Source organism: Streptomyces sp. NPDC001714 (genome assembly GCF_042892755.1).
Taxonomy (GTDB): Bacteria; Actinomycetota; Actinomycetes; order Streptomycetales; family Streptomycetaceae; genus Streptomyces.
Window position 1 is genome coordinate 46,383 of record NZ_JBIAUL010000031.1, and the last position, 18,108, is coordinate 64,490.

Sequence of the window (18,108 nt, forward strand, 5' to 3'; positions counted from 1 at the left end):
TTGCTTTCGGAGAGGCCGCCCCGAACGGCGGGTGCGGAGACGGTACTTGAACCGCAGTGCGCGATCATGGCAGCCGCCGCTTCTCATGCGATCTCACCGCCGACTCGGTTGCGGTGCCGGTCACCCTGGGCGGAGTCAACGTGCTGTGGGTGGTCACCCGGTGGCGCGACTGCCGTGCACGCAGGTCCGCCGGAGTGACCTGAAAGCGGTGCCGGTCCGGTCAGTCGTAGTGGAGGAAGCGGTGCCACAGCGTGTGCCACGGCTTCACCGGGGCGTGGCAGAGGTAGACGGCGCGTTGCTGTTCCTCGCCGTCGATGCGGTAGCCGCTGTCCAGCCGGCCTTCGATACGGCAGTCGGCGAACTGGGCGGACAGCCAGGCCCGGTCGTCGTAGCCGACGACGACGGCGGTACGGGCGGAGTCGGGCGGGGTGCCCAGGTTGCGCAGGGCGTTCTGGCCGCTGTAGAGCGCCTGCGAGGGAATGCCGTAGGCGGCGCCGTAACGGTCGAGGGCGCCGTACTCGCCGTAGTTGCCGGTGATGATGATCGCGCCCGGGCGGTAGACGGCGGCGATCTGGGAGACATAGCGTGGCCAGCCGATCTCGTCCCCGAGGCCCTGGTTGGCGTCGGCGAGACGCAGGCTCTGCTGGCTGTGGAGAGAGAGCACCGGCAGGGCGAACGCCACCGAGGTCGCCAGGTTGAGGCCGAGGAGCAGCGCGAACAGCACCCGGCTGTGCCGCCGCTCGGCCAGCGCTCGCGCCACCGGCACGGAACCCACGGCATGCAGGGTCAGCACCAGGCCCATGGCGTAGTAGGGCTGTGCGGCGACGGCGCAGAGCAGCACCAGCAGCAGCAGGTATCCGGCACCGAAGGCGCGCACGGGTCGCAGCACCGGATCGCGCAGCACCCGGAACAGGCCCGCCACGGCTATGTACGACAGGGGCGGGCCGACCGTCAGGAAGAGGAACGGGATGTTCAGCACGCCGCCCAGCGCGCCCTTGTCCGTGCGGAGTGCGCCGGCCATGGTCAGCACCGGGAAGTGGTGGGTGACCTGGTAGACGAGGTTCGGTACGCCGATCAGCACGGCCAGCCCCATCCCCGCCCACGGCCACCGCGAGAACAGCACCCGGCGCGGTCCGACCGCGAGCAGGCCGGCGGCCAGCGCGGCCAGGAGCAGCAGAACCAGCAGCTTGTTGTACAGACCCACGCCGACCACCGCGCCGACGGCGAGCCACCACCTCGGCCGGTCACGCAGCAGAGCCCGGAGGGCGAACAACGCGACGGCCAGCCACACGACCATGTCCAGCGATGTGGTCACGAACAGGTGACCGAAGGTCAGTACGAGCGTCCCCGAGGAGGCCGCGGCCGCCAGCGTCTGGGCGCCGGGCCCGCCGCCGGTCTCCCGGGCGACCAGCGCGCACAGGTACGCCACCGCGCCCGCCGCCAGGATCGCCGGGACCCGGAGCCCGCGTACGGTGTCCCCGAACAGGGCGATCGACGCGCGGGTGAGCAGCGGAGTGGCGGGCGGCTGGTCGACGTACCCCCACGCGGGATGGCGGCCCAGCACCCGGAAGTACAACTCGTCCCGGTGATAGCCGTATCGCGAGGCGGTCATCAGCAGCACCGCCATCACCGCGAATGCCACCACCCCGACCGGGAGCCGGGCGAACGCATGACGCTGCGGGCCGGTGTCCGTCACGGCGCGACCGTAGCCGCGCACCGCACGGGTACGGAAGCCGTATGGCGTAAGTGGTATGACGCAATGTCAATTGTTGCTCGGTGCCGCTCGGCCGGCGGGCTTGTTGCCTCGCGTGTCGCCGTCGTCGATGAAGCGGCGGTACCGGGGAGGGGCAGCGAGGTTGGGTAGGTGGGGTGTTCGTGACCGTCACGGCGGAGGCGGTGCGGTCGTCGGTGTGCCGGAGCCGCGTCCGCGCACCACGTGGTGAAGGGTCCGTCCAGGTTGCGGTGGAGCCCCGGGCCGACACGCTGGCCGTGCCGACCGTGCGCCGGTGAGGGTGCAGCCGTGCCAGCCCCGCCACGACGGCAGCCCCGGCCCCGAGCCTGTCCGCATCAACAGGAGGCACAAGCGGCTCTCGACCATGCCAGAAACGCCGAGGAGCCGCGGAACTGGAGGACTGCGTCGTCTCAGGAACGTGACAGCCAGCGCCGCCCTCCACCGGTGCGACGTCGGGCACGGGCGGCTGAATGGGCGTGGCGATGAGCCCTCGGACCAGTCATCGGTGCAGGCGTAGGCGGCGCCGGAGGGAGAAGCAGGGCCGCGCCGGCTTGCGCGGCCCCGCGCCCGCTGTGGGTGGCCGCCAGTCAGCGGTCCTGGGCTAGGGCGTACAGCTCGCCGAGCAGACTTCCCTCGGTCGCCACGAGATCATCAAAGGAACCCTGTTCCCGGACGGTGCCCTGGTCAAGGACGATGACCCGGTCCGCCATACGTACGTTGTCGAGCCGGTGTGTGACCACCACAGTGATCCGGTCCGGGGCCATCGCCCGCAGTTCACGAAAGATCTGGTGCTCGCCACGGGCATCCATCTCGCTGGTCGGCTCGTCCAGGACGAGCACGGCCGGCTGCCGGTACATCGCCCTCGCGCACGCCAGTCGCTGCCATTGGCCGCCGGACAGCTCGTGGCCGCCCCACACGGACCGGGCGAGCAGCGTCTCCAGCTGATCGGGCAGCTCACGCAGGGCCTTGGTCATGCCGACCCGCTCTGCCGCGTCCCAGATCTGCTCGTCGCCGTGCTCCCGGGGCTGGCCCAGGGTGATGTTCTCCCGGGCGGCGAGTGGCCAGTGCCCGTTCTTCTGCGGGACCAGGCCCACGTGCCGCCAAACCGTCTCCGCGTCGGCACCGGCCAGATCGGTGTCGTCCCACAGCACCGTGCCGTCGGTGGGCACGGTCAGCCCGGTGAGCATGCGGATCAGCGTTGACTTGCCGGCGCCGTTCTCCCCGACCAGGGCGACGACCTCGCCGCGGTTCAGCGTGAGGGTGATCGAGTGGACGGCCGCGGTCTCCTTGCCCGGATAGGTGTAGGAGGCGCTCTCCATCCGGATCTGCTGCGGGGCCCTGGCTTGGGCGGTGCCCCGGGTCGTGGTCATGGCACGGACCTCGTCGGTGAAGTCGTAGTAGTCGGAGAGGTAGAGGCCGTGGTGGAACATGACCGTGCTGTACCGGATGATCGAGTTCAGGGCGCGGCCGGCGCTCTGGGAGGCGACGACAGCGGTGCCGGCGATCGCCGTCGACATGGAGCCCGCGAGCACCAGCCCGGCGAGCGAGGCCCACATGCCGAGCGTGAACAGGCCGCCCAGCGAAGCGGCGAGCAGCGTGATCCGCAGGTAGGGCTTCGCCCCTTCCAGCTCGCGTCCTTCGACGCGGTCACACATCGCCCGGTACCAGAAATGCAGGTAGCCGCGCATCGTGTTGGCCCTCAGCTCGTCGGCGAGCTCGGCCGTCGTCAGCCACCAGCGCATCATCCCGCGGACATTGCGGGCGGAGATCGTCCGGTCGTGGACTCGGTAGTCGACCCGCGCGGTGATCACACCGCCCAGCCCCCGGGGGACGACGGACAGCAGCAGCACACCGAGCAGCAGCGGGTGCAGGGAGGTGAGCACCGCGGCCGCCGAGGCGAGCTGGACAAGCCCGTTGGTGAGGGTCTTGGCGTCGTCGGCGAGGTCGACGGCGCGCAGCGCGCCGATCTCCGCTGCCTGGCTCCGGTCGCCGAAGCCCTCCGCGTCGTACGCGGCGAGTTCGGCCCGCATGTGGAGATCGACGAGCTCCAGATCCACGGCTGAGGCGATCTTCGGATTCAGGCGCCGGGTCGCCCAGTCCGCGAGGATCCACATGGCTGCGCCCGTGGCCATCGCCACGACAGCGACGGTCAGCGCCGGCCACGCGCGGGCAAGGCCCGCACGGGGATCGGCGACCATGAGCTGCGGCAGGGCCTGAGCGACGGCGCCGAGCATCACGGCCGTGCCGATGCCGGACAGCAGCTGGCACCCGACGATCGTGAGGGCCATGCGCCGGTCGACCCGCCACGCCAGTCGGGCTGTCTGGGTCAGCGCGGCCGGGATGCGGCGGGCCATGTCCCACAAGGTGGCGTCGTCCATCGCCCGCCGGTGCTTGCGCCCGTTGTAGTCGAGCTCCGGCGGCGCGGACGGCTGCGGAACCCCCGGCCGGGCCGCGGGAACGGACACTGCCGCATCGGACGCATCCCCCTCGCCTGTTTCCGCCTGGGCCGTCTTCTCGTGTGGCGCCGTCACGCGAACACCTCCTCGAGGAGCCCGTGCAGGGTGCGCCGCCCGCGCGCGGTGATCTGGGGGTCGTCGAGCTTCGGCCCCCAGATCAGGCAGCTCACCGCGTCCAGCGCTGCCTGGCACCTCAGCGCGTGCTGCTCCTCGGGCATGAGGTCACGGCCGTAGCCCTGCAGGCACGCGGTCCGCAGATGGGGCCGATCTGTCCAGGTTCCGCAGGCCATCGGCACGAGGTCCTGCACCGCGGCCGCGAACCGGGGCCGCTCGAAGTCGATCCACCCGGCCTGTCCCAGGTCCTTCGACCACAGAAGGTTGCGTTCCCAGGCGTCGCCGTGGATGAAGGCGAGCGGCAGTGGAGGAAGGCCGCGAAGCTGATCGGCCAGCTCGCGCACCAGCTTCTGCCCCGCCGCACTCACCCGGTCCCCGGCCTCCCACAGGTGGGTGTCGGCGCCGTCCGCCACAGCCTGCAGCGGCTGCTCGGCCTCGGCACGCCGGGGGCCGGACAGGTCACCGGCTGTGTGGAGGCGGGCCAGCAGGGCGCCGGCTTGCCGGTGGGCGCGGATTTCCTCGGCGGGTGTCAGCGGCTGCTGCTTGAGTGGCCGTCCAGGGACCGAGGTCAGGACCAGGGCCAGGTGGTCCGCGTTGGAGGCGCGCAGCTGCGGCGTGCGGCCGGCGCCGAGGGCGGGGACCGCATGGCGCAGGGCGAGGTTGTGGACAGGGTTTGCCGTAGACCATTGACCACTTGCCGCACCGAGGCAAGGGCACTGCCGGTTCCGGGAAGCTCCCCGGCTCCACACCTACGCCACCGCCCTCAACCTGCTCGCCCTGAGGAACGCCGCGCTCACGGGACAGGATGCCGCAACGGCCAAGGTCCGCACGCTGCCTCACCCCTCGCCCCGCCTGCTGTGATCCAAGGTGATCGCGACCGCCTTATCGGATTCCCTGAGCTGACCGCCTCAGATCCGCTTCGCATACCGGGGTCGCGCTCCGAGGACTCCTTCCGCGGCACACGGTAGGCGGCGGCCATCTGGGGGCGGCCGGCGTTGTGGACGCAGACGCTCCCTGGTGGTGGTTCATCTGCCGACGAGCGCGCAGGAGCGTGTGCGGTCAGAGCCAGTCCCAGTGTTTGAAAGCGAAATACAGCATGAGAGAGGCAACGGCGATAACGGCGCTGGAGACGATGAACCCCCACTGGTGTGCGAAGCCGGGGTAGGGGAGGTTCTGGCCGTAGAAGCCGGTGATGGCCGTGGGCACGGCGATGATCGCGGCCCAACTCGTCACCTTCTTCATGACCAGGTTCATCGCGTTGGCCTGCACGGAAAGGTTGGTCTCCATCGCCGAGGCCACCAGGTCGCGCAGTGACTCCGTCCACTCACTGGCACGCAGCACGTGGTCGTACACATCGCGGTAGTACGGCAGCAGGGGGCCGTCGACGACCTTGAGGTCGGGGCGCATGAGGGCGTTGACGACCTCCCGCATGGGCAGCACGACGCGACGAAGCCGAACCAGTGATTTCCGCAGGGCGTGGGAACGGCGCTGAACGGTCTGGATCTGCCGACTGCTTTCGGCGAAAAGCAGATCGTCCAGTTCCTCGATACGCTCCTCGAGCTGTTGCACCGCGGCGAAGTGCCCGTCGACGACATGGTCGAGCAGTCCGTGCAACAGGAAGGCGACCCCGTGTGCCGCGAGAGCCGGGGTACGGTCCCAGCGGGCGACCACCTCGTCGAGGGCGAACTCGACGTCCTTGCAGACGGTGATCAGCGCCTGCGGCGTGAGGATGACCGCGAGCTCCCTCATCGTCAGTGCGGCGTCGTCCGGGTCGACGGCCACAGCGTAGACGCTGAGGAAGTGGTGGGTGCGGTAGCTGTCGAGTTTCGCCCGCTGTCCCTCGTGCAGCGCGTCCTCAAGAGCAAGCTCGTGGAGCCCGAGTTCCTCGCCGACCTCCGTGAACTCGGCGCGGGTCGGCCGACGCAGGTCCAGCCACACGGTCGAGGACGGATCCGCCAGGTGCCGGGAGATGTCCCGGACCGGGAAGTCCTCCTCGACCAGGATGCCGTCGCGGTACAGCCGAGTACGGGCCATGTCGCGCACCCTAACGGCACCAGTGGAACAAAGGCGGGCATCGCTACCGGACATCCACCCCCACGGGCGGCACGGCCTCGGCTGCCTTGAAATCGGCGCCTCCCAGCGGGAGGACACTACGGGCGCCGTACCTCCAGACGTCATTCCCTGGGCGTGTGGTGTTCCCGGCCCGTCCGAGGGGCTTTCGTGGGCCCCTGTGTGGCTGATGACTGCTGGAGTCGGCCGGGATCTGTTCGGTCTGGATGACGGTGCCGGTCCGCAGAGCCCTGGCCATCGCGGCACGGGCCGCGCCGGCGCCGCTCACCAGCGGCTCCGGACAGCGCCCTCTCGGGAAAATGCCTGGTCACATACACGTCTGGGGACCTCGCAACGGCGTAGAGTGAAAGCACCGGGAGTACTTCGCACACCGGCCGCCATGTCGGTGTCGTTTCTGGCGAGCAACAACACCGGGACGTCGAAGACCAGCCCCGGGGACAGGTCCGCGTCATGACTGCGACCATCGACCATGCGATCACCGAAGAGCGGCTGTCCTCAGCGCCGACCCGGCTGTCCCTGACCCCGCCGGCCTCGGCTCCAGGTCTCCTGGACGGTGCCTGGTGGCCCCGCTCCCGCGATCTCCTCCGGGAGATCCCCGGCCTGACGGACGCGCTGGACGCGCGCTGGGGCCGAATCACTCGCGTTATCGTGAACCCAGCCCACTGGCCCGTCATCCCGCACAAGGTGCCTGTCACCGGGCACATCGTGCACATCGGCTGGTTCGCCGCCGAGCAGGACCCGAACAAACTGATCCTCCTCTCCTACACGGTGGGCCGCCTGGACCTGCTGGTGATCCCACCGGAGACGGAGCCGACCGCCGCCGCCCGGCTGATGGCGGCAGCAGCCGTTCCGGGAAGCCTCTGCACCGCCAGCGGTCTGATGGCCGACGAGGCCATGAGCCGCAACGCGGCAGAGGTCCGGAGCCGGGAAGAGGAATGGGAGACCGACGGCGGAGCCGCTTCGGCGGCTGGGCTCTTGAGTTCCGACCCGAGGAGGTGAGGACGTGGAGACAGTCGTCATGATCGCCGTGCTCATCGTCGTGATCAGCGCGGGAATGTTCGTGATCCACCGGCTCAACGCTCAGCATGCCGAAAGGATCGGTGGTTTCCACTACAGCGACGCCCTACCGGGAATCGGTCGGCGGAACCGGAAGAGCCCGGGGGCGGCCGCCTCGAGTGGGCCCCCTGGCGGCGCCACACTCCGTGAGGACCAAGAGGGCACCATGAAGTCACCGGAACGGCCGCCGACCGGGCACGCGCAGGTCCGGATCCTCGCCGCGACCCCGGAGGCGGCTCGCCATGTCGCGGAGGTCCTCCGCCGTTGCTTCGACGCCACCGAACAGCGCAGCTACCCAGCGGGCGCCGACGGCGGAACATGTCTCCACCTCACGGTGGACACCACGCGCATGGCAGAGCCGGCGCGCTCCTGGCTGGTGACCAGCCGGTCCTCCTCGGGCGATCACACTTAGCCGGACGAAATCCGAGGCGAAGGCCCTCGACGGAGGCCAAGGAAGGTCAGACGTTGTGCGGAGGTGCCGGCACGAAAGGCAGGCAGCCATGGCGACACTCCAAGAGCGGAAGCACTACCGCGAGGCGATCATGCAGACTCTGTATGAGGCCATGGAAGGTAATCGCCTCCTCGGCACCACCGGGGTGAAGCTGTGCCACGATCTCGCCATGCCCGCGGAGGACCTGGCGGCGGCCTGCACGTACTTGGCGGTCGAAGGGCTGATCGAGGTCGACTGGGCACGCGGAAACACACCCGCGATGGTCACACTGACGCACAAGGGGATTCAGTTCATGGAGGCCCAGGAGGCGCGGGGCTGACGCGGCGCGGAGGTGCTGTGCGTGAATTTGGTTTCCTGCGTGGTGGGGGCCGTGACGAGGTGCTCGCGGCACGTCGAGGCGGGCTGCGGGCGGCGTACGGTGGAGGTACTGAGGGCGTCACGCACTCCAGCTGCCACGCTGAGGTCGTCCTCGGCTAGAGATCAACCCCGGGCCGTCCGAGCGGTCGGTGCGGAGACGGGTCGCGATCATGGGCGCCGCGGTCGAAGCAACTTTGCGCACGTTCACCATAGCCGCGCTCGCTCCGCGCGCCCTTGCTGGCCTGTGCCCCTGCCGAGGAGAGGCGTGATGGTCCTTTCCCGGCTGGACATCCACCGGCGGAACCGCGGGGAGCAGGCGCTCGTCACGCTCGCCGGTACGATCGGACCGGCAACGGTGCCGCTGCTGCGGGCCGCACTGGAGCAGTGTCTGCGCGACGGAGTCACCATCATCGACATCGACCTGACCACGGTCAACTCCTGCGACTCCAAGGGCCTGGACGTCTTCCTGGGGGCGTCCCACCGCGCCGGCCGGGTGCACGCCTCCCTGCAACTGCACCACCCGTGCGCACAGATCACCCGGCTCCTCTCCGCCACCGGATCCACTTTGCTCCTCGCGCCCCCCACGAGTCCCGCGCCACCGGGGCTGGTCGGCGACCTCATGCGTACCGGGACGCGGACGCCTGATGAACCCGCTCGTGGGCCGGATCAGCCGGCCCTCGAGGACGGGATCCGTCTGCGCCGGCTGACCCGTTGGCAGGTCGAGGGGGTGCGGGAGGACATCGCGGACCTGGCCATGGCGTCCGTCGCGGGCACCCCCGGTGAGGCGTTCCACGACCGTGGGGGCTTCGTGCACCGCCTGGCGGTCAGTGCCCACCGTCCCGGCTTCGCCCTGTTGGTCGCCGAGACGACGGTGCTGGTCGGTTGCTCCTTCGGATTTCCGGTGGGCCCTGACGGCCCCGGCCGCAGAGGGCTCGACCGAACGCTGCAGGAGAGCATCCAACGGCTCACCGCCTGCGCACGATTCGTCGTACTCACTCAGGTCGTCGCCCATCCGCACCTTCAGTACCGCGACATCGCCCGCCGCCTGCAGCAGCGCCTGCTCACCGACCGGCATGCAGCCATGGGAGTCGCCCTGCTCCATCCGTTCGACCAGGCCGGACAAGCCGCCCTCGAGTCCTGGGGCTGGCGGAACCTCGGAGAGATCGTCGGGCTGCCCGGCCCGGTCGCCCCGTGCGTGCTGATACTGCCCGTGGAAAGGCCGTCCCCGGCGAGCCGGTGATCAAGCACAGGGACGATGCGCCGGCAGCCGGGACGGCCGAGCCGCTTGCCACCTGCACGACGGTTGAGCGCCGCACCGTCTGCCGTGGCCGGAGTAGGCTGATGTGCACCGAGAGCTATTCGGCCGCGCGACCACGGCGGAGCCGTTCCCGGCGAGTGACAGACGCGGGCAGCCGCAGGCCGCCCGGGACGGGGATTGCACGATGGACGCTGTCAGCAAGCCCGCCGAGGGTACGTCACCAGGTGACGCACATAGCTATCGGATGCCTTTGCCCCGGCTGAGTGTCACGCCGGATGTCAGCCACGGCCCGCTGGACGGAGCGTGGTGGCCGCGCTGCGACGCGCTGGAACTGGAGTTGCCCGCGCTGGTCGGCTCATTGGACCCGGCTGTCGGAACCCTCATCCGCGTCACCGTGGACACCGCGTCCTGGCCCGATGCCCCGCAGACGGTGCTGGCGCCCGGCCACGTGATCGAGGTGTCCCTGACCGGCCTCGCCGCCGAAGCGCATGCCATCACCCTGGACTGCGGCACGGTGGGTCGCTGGGAGCTGCTGGTGATCCCACCCGACGAGCCGGCCGGAGCGGCCAGCCGGCTGCTGACCGCCGCCGCCGACCCCGAGAACCCGCTGTCGGCGCCGCGCATCCTGGCACTCGCCGAGAACGGCCTCGACGGAGAAGCCACATGGGAGTCGGAAGGAGGCCCTGGACTCAGGTGAGGGCCTGATGCCGTCGGGCCCAAGTGACCGGCCGGCCGCTTCGGTCGTCGACGTCCCCTGGTGGAGCGATGGCACGAGCAATCTCTTCGTCGTCCCACCCCGCCGCAACCGATACGTGCGGATCATGGCGGGTGAGCGGATGACGTCCGAACGGCGCGCGGACCGGTCCGAGAGCTTCGGGGAAGCGCTGCTGGGAGCGGTTCTCGATCGCGCGCACGAGCTGCCTCCCCATCTGATCGGGCCGTTTGTCGCCGACGTGGTGGAGAAGTTAGGGGGCTGCCGTCCGCAGGTGCTGCTGCAGGACTACGGCCAGCTGCTACTCGTGCCCCTGCCCGGTGAGGGCCTCCCGGACGGGGAACCACACATGATCGACGGCTCCGAGGCGGGCCGCTGTTTTCTCGACGCGGTCCCCGTCGAGCTGCCCGAGGAGGACGGCGTCCGGGTCCATATGCCGCTGCTGGACGGCGGCGACCAGGTGGGGGTCATGGCGGTGACACTGGACAGCGTCGATGACGACGACCGCCGCCTGCTGCACCGGATCTCCGGCCTGGTGGCCGACCTATTGGTGACCAAGCACGGCTATTCCGATTTGTTCTTCCGTGTCCGACGCGCTGAGGCGATGAGCGCCGCCGCGGGGATCCCGTGGTCCCTGCTGCCGCCGCTGGCGATGATCATGCCCAGGGTCGCCGTGGCCGGGATCCTGGAACCCGCCTATGACGTGGCCGGCGACAGCTTCGACTACGCCCTCAACGGCGACGTCCTCCACGTGGTCATGATCGATGCGATGGGCCACGGACTGGACGCGGCCACGAAGGCCACCGTGGCCATCGGCGCCTACCGCCACGCCCGCCGCCTCGGCATCGGACTGTCGGAGATCTACGACTTCATGGACCGCGCCGTGGCGGAGCAATTCGGTCCCGAGTACTTCGTCACCGCGCAGATGCTGCAGCTGGACACGACGATGCGGGTGCAGTGGGTCAATGCCGGGCACCCTCCCCGATCCTCGTCCGCGACCACCGCGTCGCGAAGCGCCTGGTCGCCCCGACGACCCTCCCGGTCGGCCTGGGCGGTTCACAGCCGCGGATCAGCGAACTGGTGCTGGAGCGCGGGGACCGCGTCCTCTGCTTCACCGATGGAGTGGTCGAGGAGCACAAGTCCGGCGGGGAGGAGTTCGGGGAGGACCAGCTGATCGACTGTGTGAACCATCTGGAGAGGACCGGCCGCGGGGTCCGGGCGGTGACCCGTTCCCTGTCCCACACGCTCAAGCGGGCGCGGGGCGGACACACCACGGATGACGCGACGCTGCTCATGGTGGAGTGGCGCGGCTGACCTCACCGCCTCGGTCGAGGTGCGGCGCATCAGTCCGACGGCTCCTGCGCGCGTCCGGTATCGATGAGGATCTGCTCAGCCTGGCTGATGTTGTCTGCCCGAACGGCCTGGGCCATCGCGAGGCGGGCGGCCTCGGGTGTCGCGCTCGGCGGGACCACCAGCAGCGAGAAGATGTCCCGGTCGTCCCGGGTGATCAGGACGGTGTCGTCACCCACGGGGAAGGAGTCGATGTGCACCACCCGGTCGTCGACGACGATCCGCGTCGGGAGCCCTGCCCAGGCCGCGGTGTCCAGCCCGACGCGGGTGACGGGGCCGAGGTGCCTGGTGAGGGCGCTCAGCAGCTCGGGCAGTTCGGCAGCGATGTCGCGCGACCGCGGCCACCACGCACCATCCAGCACACCTTCCCGCGACTCCGTCGTCTCCAGCCGGAGGAGCGCGCACCCCGGACGCACAGTCCGATGAACGCCGCTCGGCAGATGCAGGGAATCAAGGGGTGAATCAGAGCCGACCATGAGGACCACCCGTCTTCGGGAGCCGGTGCGAACACGGGACTGCCTCGCCTCTCCCACGCTACTCTTCCCGTGGCGATGGCTGCGGGAACGGGCACTGAATTCCGGCGAGGTCCGTAGGCCCCAGGCGCCCTCATGCCTATCCCACCGAGGCCGTACGCCCAGTCCGCGACGAGATCAAGAAGCGCGTCGAGGCAGCGATCCGTGCGCTGGCCGGGTGACTTCAGGGCAGCGTCGAAGACGGAGGGCGCGTGGTGGACCAGTAGGCCGGAGCATGGACCTTCCTCACGAACCACGCCCGCGTGCTGCTGGCCGTCGCACGCGACCGGGACCTGCGCCTGCGTGACATCGCCGCGGCCTGCCGCATCACCAAACGCACCGTCCAGAGTATCGTCACCGACCTCGAACAGGCCGGCTTCCTCAGCAGGGCCCGCGATGGAAGGCGCACGCACTACACCCTCCATCCGGACGGCACACTCCGCCCTCCAGCAGAAGCCCAGCTCCCCGTCCGGGGACTACTGGAGCTCGTCACCCATCAGGACAACGGGCGCTGACCGGTCCTTACGCCCGCCGGCGACGGGCGGGGACGGAAGGCCCTCCGCCCATCGGCAGGGCCACGACCGTTCTGACCACCGAGAGCGGCAGGACGCCCTCCCAACCAAGCAGACGCAGCCCGGTAACCGCGTCGCCGCACTACTTGCAGCCCGGCGACGGCGGTCTCAACCCACCCAGGGTCCTCGTCGCACGCCATGCCTCATCATCCACGCGCCCCGGTCGAGTCAACCCCGGACACTCCGTACCACCGGCCCCCTAGGTCGTCCGCCGCCCACAGGGAAGATTCAGCTGCCGAACGCACGGCACCCGCCCAGCGAGCTTCGCAGGGGCGGGTGCCGTGGGGTGTGGGCTCAGGCGGGGGTGATGTTCTCCGCCTGGGGGCCCTTCTGGCCCTGGGTGACGTCGAAGTTCACCTTCTGGCCTTCCTGGAGCTCACGGAAGCCGGAGCTGGCGATGTTGGAGTAGTGGGCGAAGACGTCGGGGCCGCCGCCGTCCTGCTCGATGAAGCCGAAGCCCTTTTCCGAGTTGAACCACTTGACGGTTCCGCTGGCCATTGTGCCCTCCAAGGGGACTCGAAGCCCGTTCCCGCACCGTGCGGGAACCGGAGGTGATCGCCCTGGTCCTCAGAGACTGTGAACAGCAGAATCGCTCGTGAGCGTGCGCACGGGCGAACCGGTACTTCGGAACCACGACAGCTGCCCCTGACGCTACACCGCCAGCCCCGCCCACCGCCGGAACGCCCAGGTGAGCAGGGACTCAAGTTCCTCATCAATCCCTGCCAGGAAGACACACACCCGCATGGCCGATCGCCCCGGTTCGCGCGCGACGTTCTCCCGTTGTGGGCCGACACGATCGACGGTGGCGCTGCGTACGCGACCACAGGAAGTGGACCAGAGCCCGTGTGCGGGAGTCGTTTCGAGGTGACGCCGGGAGTCACCTTCTGACCGAGTTCGCGAGTCGGCTTGTTTGGAAGTCACCGAGGGTCTTGCAGCGGGACGGTGAGATGTGCACCTGCCGCTGGGAGCCTTACGGGAACGCCACAGTCCAAGGGCGATCTCTATGCCGCGATCCGCTGTGACTACCGCGGCGGCATGTCGCAAGCGGGCTCGGCAGCGCAAACACAACGGCGTGCCGCCCTGTTGCATCATGAGATCGTGCGTGCTCAACTTTCGTACCAGCCCAAGGACGAGCGGCAGGCCTCGTCCCTCGCCGCCGCCCTGGCGCGTGCCGGCGCCGACGTCGTGCCCAGCGCGGACGCGGACGCCATCGTCCTGCTGTGGTCGTACGCCGCCGAGGCCGCCTGGGTCCCCGCCCGGACGGAACGCGAACGCGTCGTACCCGTCCGCCTCGACGACTGCCCCCTGCCGCCCCCGCTGGACCGACTGCCCCAAGTACGCCTGGCCGTCGGCGTGACGGACGCGGCGGCGGCCGCGATCGCGCGCCTCGCCTCGACTGCCCCGCTCTTCGACGAACAGGGGCCCGAACCCGAACGTCCCCTGGTCATCAGCGACTTCGGCCCCCTGGGCCAGTACGAGACATGCCCGCGCTGCGGCATCGGCAGCGACCGGCTGCGCCCCTACGTCACCGTCGACCACCGTGACGACCGCGCCCTGCGCCTCGTCATCTGCGGCGCATGCGGCTGGCAGGACCACGGCGACCTCTGACGAATCCGTTCCGACCCCACCCGAACCAGGCGACAAGGGAGCCCACATGGCCACGCGACAGCGGCGTGCGCACGAGGGAATACGCCCCTCCGCTCCCCTTCCGGCGGAACCGTACTCTGGCGGACACACATCAGCGCGGTGGCAACCGTTACCGCCGGGACCACCTACATAGCAGTCGAGTTGGGCGCAGACGCCTACGACGTTGAACAGGCGGTGCTGTACCGGCTGCGAAATGAGATGCGCATCCCTCTTCCTCGACGACGCCAGCCACATGCGCTACGGCGGGGCGACGGAGACCGCAGACGCTGACCTCATCTCTCCGTTGAAGCTGTGGGATCTGGTGGCTCAGGCATGGGACGAGATCGACTCCGAGGCGGCCTGAGCGGAGCCACCACCTCGGCTGAAGCGATGGCTGCCTTTGAAGAGGCCTGGTTGTAGCTCCCGGGCGTCCGGCCGGGCCGCTACTGGCGGTCAGCACTTGAAAGCCCCAGCTGGACGGGGGAGACCAGCCGGGGCCGTAAAGCGGTGACGTGCGGAGGGCGGTCGCCTCTCGGCGAAAGGCTCCATGGTGGCGAAGGGGCGGGCGATGCGGCGGGACATGGAGCGTCCGGTGCCGCGTACCCCGAGCGCGCTCGTCGCTCATCGTTCCTCCCCCGATCAGTCTTGAGATGAGCACGGCGACGGGCTGGCCGAGTCGCTCGGCCAGCGCCTGGGCGCCAGTGTGGAGATGACGGCGGTGCACGGTACCCGCGGAGAAGCCGGCAGGCTGTCGGCTTGACGGGCGTGGCCGGCCCGGCGTCTCTGCGGGAGTCGTGAGACAAACGGTCTGCACGCTGTACTGGTCGCGCGTGACCCGGTTGCATCGAAACCTGTTGCTCGTTGCGCCAACACCGCCTGAGCCGCGGCAGGGTGACAAACGTCACTCAAGATCAGGCAGTGCGCGGCCTGCTCGGACCGGCCGAACTCTTCGTGCGCACCCCCACCTCGCTTGCTGTCGCGTTGGAACTCCTCGGTACGGAGCCCCCTCGGTCGTGACCGTTCCGAGCGGTGCACGCGATACGGGGGATCGCGTGATCTGGCTACGAGGTGATCGAAGCATCTAGTGAGGTCTGAGAAGCGCCGCCCGCAGCAAGTGGGGTGAAGTGGGGAGTGCTCGCGCACCCAGTCTCCTTTGCCCTGAATTGCCCCCTGAAATCGGATAGTGGCCCTGCCGTGGCGGCAAAGTGGGTCGGTTTGACCTGTCGCCCAAGTGGGGTGAAGTGGGGGCCCAAGGTCTTGACGCACCCACCAGGGCGTCTCCGGGTTGTCACCCACCTCACCCGAAACCCGAAAGAGTGTTCCATTTGTCACGGGTGGCGGGTTAAGGTCGCGCCAACGGATCTTGCACAGATGTGGAGGTGCTGGCATGGATGACAGCACGACCCCTCGTCGGGGCCGGCCTCCGGGCCCGCGGACCGCCGAGGGAGAGCTGACGGTCCGCCAGGCGGCGATCGTCCGCTACATCACGGAGACGGTCGCCCGGCAGGGCTACCCGCCGTCGATGCGGGAGATCGGCCAGGCCGTCCGACTCGCCAGCACGTCCTCGGTCGCCCATCAACTGACGGCGTTGGAGCACAAGGGCGTCCTCTACCGCGACCCGCGCACCCCGCGCGCCTACCGGGTCCGGACCTCGTGGGCCCCCGAGCTGAGCGGCGGAGGCGACACGGCCGTCGAGGTCCCGCTCGTCGGGACGATCGCCGCCGGCGCCCCGCTCCTCGCCGAGGAGACGTTCGAGGACGTGTTCGTTCTGCCTCGGCAGATGGTCGGCGACGGCGAGGTCTTCGCCCTGACCGTCTCCGGCGATTCCATGATCGACGCGGCGATCTGCGACGGCGACATCGTCACCGTCAAACGCCAGGACAGCGCCGATCACGGCGACATAGTCGCCGCGCTCCTGGACGACGAGGCCACGGTGAAGGTGCTGCGCCGGCAGGACGGCCGGGTCTGGCTCATGCCACGCAACCCTGCCTACGCCCCGATCCCCGGCGATGACGCGCGGATCCTCGGCAAGGTCGTCGGCGTCCTGCGCGTGCTGTAGGAGTCCGGCATCGCTTGCAGCAACGGCACGCCAGATGCGAGCGGGCCGATACTGCGTGTACGCGGACGCCGCGCTCACCCTGCTGCGGGCCCGGCCTTCTAACGAAGTCACATCCCTTCCAGGGGCACTTCGCCTGCCGACTGCGCATAGACGGGGCTGGTGTGGGAACGTGGACTCAGGCGGGTCCGTCACTCCCCCCGTGGTGGCGGATCCGCCTCTCTACGTGACCGCGCCATTCAGAGGACGCCTTCTGGTCGTGTCCGCTCGACGACCGGCCCGTCCCCGGTGCCGGTGGGCATCTCGGTACGGGAGTTGATGGCGAGGGCGGCAGGGTAGAGAGGGTGACGGGTTGGTCGGGGCAGGCGGCCAGGCGTTCGGTGAGTGCGGTCCGTTCGGCGGGGCCGATGGTCAGCTGGTAGCGGGTTTTGTCGGCGATCCAGTGGGTGACGTACCTGCACCCGTAGGGGGCGTACGGGGGCAGCCAGTCGGTGGGGTCCTCGTCGGCCTTGGACCGGTTGGAGGCCGCGGAGACGGCGATGAGTGCGCGGGGGGCGTCGAGGTCGTTGGCGTAGGCCTCGCGTTCTTTGGCGGTCCAGGCGGAGGCGCCGGAGTCCCAGACCTCGGCGAGCGGGATCAGGTGGTCGACGTCCAGCTGTGGCGGGATAGCTGAATCGAGGGATGCATGTTCTTCGGGACGGGTTCATGTCCGAGAGCACGCCCCTGGCGGAGACGAGGAAGAGTCAAGACCTGTGGATGGGCGCATCAGGCGACTTGCTTGGTCGCGTCTGATGCCCGGCTGGCTTCTTCGGTTGGTCATTCAAGGAGGACGTGCTCGGCGGAACACCTAGACTCGGGCCATGAGTAGGACCGACCGCGCCAGCCGGGTTATCGCGGCACCACCGGCGACTGTCTACGGCGCTCTCCTCGACCGGGAGTCCCTCGAGGCCTGGCTGCCGCCGGAAGGCATGCGCGGGCGGGTCGAGCGGTGGGATCCCCGGCCTGGTGGCGGATTCCGGATGGTCCTCACCTACCTCGACCCCGTCGACAGCCCCGGCAAGACTTCAGATGCGACGGATGTCGTCGACGTCGGGTTTGCAGAGCTGGTGCCGCCGGAGCGCGTTGTGCAGAGGGCCGTGTTCGAGGCCGACGACCCCTCGTACGCCGGCTCCATGACGATGACCTGGCACCTCGCTGCCGCCGGTGACGGAACCGAGGTGACCGTCACAGCCACGGACGTGCCACCTGGCATCGAACAAGCGGTCCACGAGGCCGGGATCGCCTCCTCGCTGGCGAATCTTGCGTCGTACGTGGAAGCAGTCGACTGAGTCAGATTGGGCTGCGACCCCGGCCTGGCCACGTCGCCGCGAGGACTGTCGAACACTCACACCCGCCATCGCTGATCGCCGTTTCGCCCCCACTGCCGCCGCCCATCCGGGCCGCCATCTGCCGACCTAGTGCTGTGATCGCATAGCTTCGCCGGGGCCTCAGGTCTGGCGTTGTTCCGTGCGATGGGCCTGAGGTGCACACTCGTGGGATGGGGCGGCGTGTTGGTCCACGGGAGATAGTGCGGCGTGAGGGTATCGATCAGTTCGCTTTCTTGATCTTGGGGGGTTTCGTCGGGCCCGAGCCACTTGAGTCCGGCTTGGTTTACCGCCACCGCTCGGGGCTCCAGATCGAGATCTCTTACCTGGGACCGCGTGAACCGGAAGTGATCACGACGATTCGTGTGTCAGGGGACGGCGGCGCTCCGCGCTCAGCTTCGCTTGACTGCCTCTGGGTGGCC

At 69.4% G+C, this 18,108-nt stretch carries 17 protein-coding genes and 1 pseudogene; 11 read left to right on the plus strand and 7 right to left on the minus strand.

Annotated elements, in window-relative coordinates; genetic code table 11:
- Positions 1-220: 220 nt before the first annotated feature.
- The 4 genes from ACFY0P_RS46715 to ACFY0P_RS46730 form a co-directional block, all read right to left on the minus strand.
- On the minus strand, positions 221-1,696 hold the full coding sequence (locus ACFY0P_RS46715) for a glycosyltransferase family 39 protein (protein ID WP_388928493.1): 1,476 nt from the start codon (positions 1,694-1,696) through the stop codon (positions 221-223).
- Between the two features lie 623 nt (positions 1,697-2,319).
- The gene (locus ACFY0P_RS46720) at positions 2,320-4,197 is read right to left on the minus strand and encodes an ATP-binding cassette domain-containing protein (RefSeq protein ID WP_388928495.1); all 1,878 of its coding nucleotides are present in this window, start codon (positions 4,195-4,197) and stop codon (positions 2,320-2,322) included.
- Between the two features lie 62 nt (positions 4,198-4,259).
- On the minus strand, positions 4,260-5,051 hold the full coding sequence (locus ACFY0P_RS46725) for a phosphotransferase enzyme family protein (protein WP_388928497.1): 792 nt from the start codon (positions 5,049-5,051) through the stop codon (positions 4,260-4,262).
- Positions 5,052-5,361: 310 nt separating this feature from the next.
- Positions 5,362-6,336 (minus strand): magnesium transporter CorA family protein, encoded by a 975-nt coding sequence (locus ACFY0P_RS46730; protein ID WP_388928499.1) that lies wholly within the window; start codon positions 6,334-6,336, stop codon positions 5,362-5,364.
- Between the two features lie 486 nt (positions 6,337-6,822).
- Here ACFY0P_RS46730 and ACFY0P_RS46735 point away from each other — a divergent pair, with 486 nt between their 5' ends.
- From ACFY0P_RS46735 to ACFY0P_RS46760, 6 genes and pseudogenes are all read left to right on the plus strand, one after another.
- The gene (locus ACFY0P_RS46735; RefSeq protein WP_388928501.1) at positions 6,823-7,371 is read left to right on the plus strand and encodes a DUF5994 family protein; all 549 of its coding nucleotides are present in this window, start codon (positions 6,823-6,825) and stop codon (positions 7,369-7,371) included.
- Between the two features lie 223 nt (positions 7,372-7,594).
- On the plus strand, positions 7,595-7,840 hold the full coding sequence (locus ACFY0P_RS46740) for a hypothetical protein (RefSeq protein ID WP_388928555.1): 246 nt from the start codon (positions 7,595-7,597) through the stop codon (positions 7,838-7,840).
- 88 nt (positions 7,841-7,928) lie between these two features.
- Entirely contained in the window at positions 7,929-8,198 is a 270-nt protein-coding gene (locus ACFY0P_RS46745) for a hypothetical protein (RefSeq protein ID WP_388928503.1), read from the plus strand.
- 306 nt (positions 8,199-8,504) lie between these two features.
- Positions 8,505-9,476 carry an STAS domain-containing protein gene (locus ACFY0P_RS46750; RefSeq protein WP_388928505.1) on the plus strand — a complete coding sequence of 324 codons (972 nt, stop codon included), beginning with the start codon at positions 8,505-8,507 and terminating at the stop codon, positions 9,474-9,476.
- 262 nt (positions 9,477-9,738) lie between these two features.
- On the plus strand, positions 9,739-10,191 hold the full coding sequence (locus ACFY0P_RS46755; RefSeq protein ID WP_388928507.1) for a DUF5994 family protein: 453 nt from the start codon (positions 9,739-9,741) through the stop codon (positions 10,189-10,191).
- A gap of 139 nt (positions 10,192-10,330) precedes the next feature.
- Positions 10,331-11,520 (plus strand): annotated as a pseudogene (locus ACFY0P_RS46760) (PP2C family protein-serine/threonine phosphatase).
- 29 nt (positions 11,521-11,549) lie between these two features.
- Here ACFY0P_RS46760 and ACFY0P_RS46765 read toward each other — a convergent pair.
- Positions 11,550-12,032 carry a DUF5994 family protein gene (locus tag ACFY0P_RS46765; RefSeq protein WP_388928509.1) on the minus strand — a complete coding sequence of 161 codons (483 nt, stop codon included), beginning with the start codon at positions 12,030-12,032 and terminating at the stop codon, positions 11,550-11,552.
- A 299-nt stretch (positions 12,033-12,331) separates the two neighbouring features.
- Between ACFY0P_RS46765 and ACFY0P_RS46770 the strand changes: the two genes are divergently transcribed.
- Positions 12,332-12,583, plus strand: a complete 252-nt coding sequence (locus ACFY0P_RS46770) for a MarR family transcriptional regulator (protein ID WP_388928511.1) — start codon at positions 12,332-12,334, stop codon at positions 12,581-12,583.
- A gap of 351 nt (positions 12,584-12,934) precedes the next feature.
- Here the strand turns inward: ACFY0P_RS46770 and ACFY0P_RS46775 are convergent, their stop codons facing one another.
- On the minus strand, positions 12,935-13,138 hold the full coding sequence (locus ACFY0P_RS46775; RefSeq protein WP_010982331.1) for a cold-shock protein: 204 nt from the start codon (positions 13,136-13,138) through the stop codon (positions 12,935-12,937).
- Between the two features lie 600 nt (positions 13,139-13,738).
- Between ACFY0P_RS46775 and ACFY0P_RS46780 the strand changes: the two genes are divergently transcribed.
- From ACFY0P_RS46780 to lexA, 3 genes are all read left to right on the plus strand, one after another.
- The gene (locus tag ACFY0P_RS46780; protein WP_388928513.1) at positions 13,739-14,248 is read left to right on the plus strand and encodes a hypothetical protein; all 510 of its coding nucleotides are present in this window, start codon (positions 13,739-13,741) and stop codon (positions 14,246-14,248) included.
- A gap of 232 nt (positions 14,249-14,480) precedes the next feature.
- The gene (locus ACFY0P_RS46785) at positions 14,481-14,630 is read left to right on the plus strand and encodes a hypothetical protein (RefSeq protein WP_388928515.1); all 150 of its coding nucleotides are present in this window, start codon (positions 14,481-14,483) and stop codon (positions 14,628-14,630) included.
- Positions 14,631-15,653: 1,023 nt separating this feature from the next.
- Entirely contained in the window at positions 15,654-16,325 is a 672-nt protein-coding gene (lexA, locus tag ACFY0P_RS46790) for a transcriptional repressor LexA (protein WP_388928517.1), read from the plus strand.
- Positions 16,326-16,500: 175 nt separating this feature from the next.
- Here lexA and ACFY0P_RS46795 read toward each other — a convergent pair whose 3' ends face one another.
- Complete coding sequence (locus ACFY0P_RS46795) at positions 16,501-16,989, minus strand: DUF1524 domain-containing protein (RefSeq protein ID WP_388928557.1); 489 nt, start codon at positions 16,987-16,989, stop codon at positions 16,501-16,503.
- A 193-nt stretch (positions 16,990-17,182) separates the two neighbouring features.
- On the opposite strand from ACFY0P_RS46795, the gene ACFY0P_RS46800 reads away from it, so the two are divergent.
- Positions 17,183-17,650: an SRPBCC family protein gene (locus tag ACFY0P_RS46800; protein ID WP_388928519.1), complete on the plus strand. Its 468-nt coding sequence runs from the start codon at positions 17,183-17,185 to the stop codon at positions 17,648-17,650.
- Positions 17,651-18,108 lie beyond the last annotated feature (458 nt).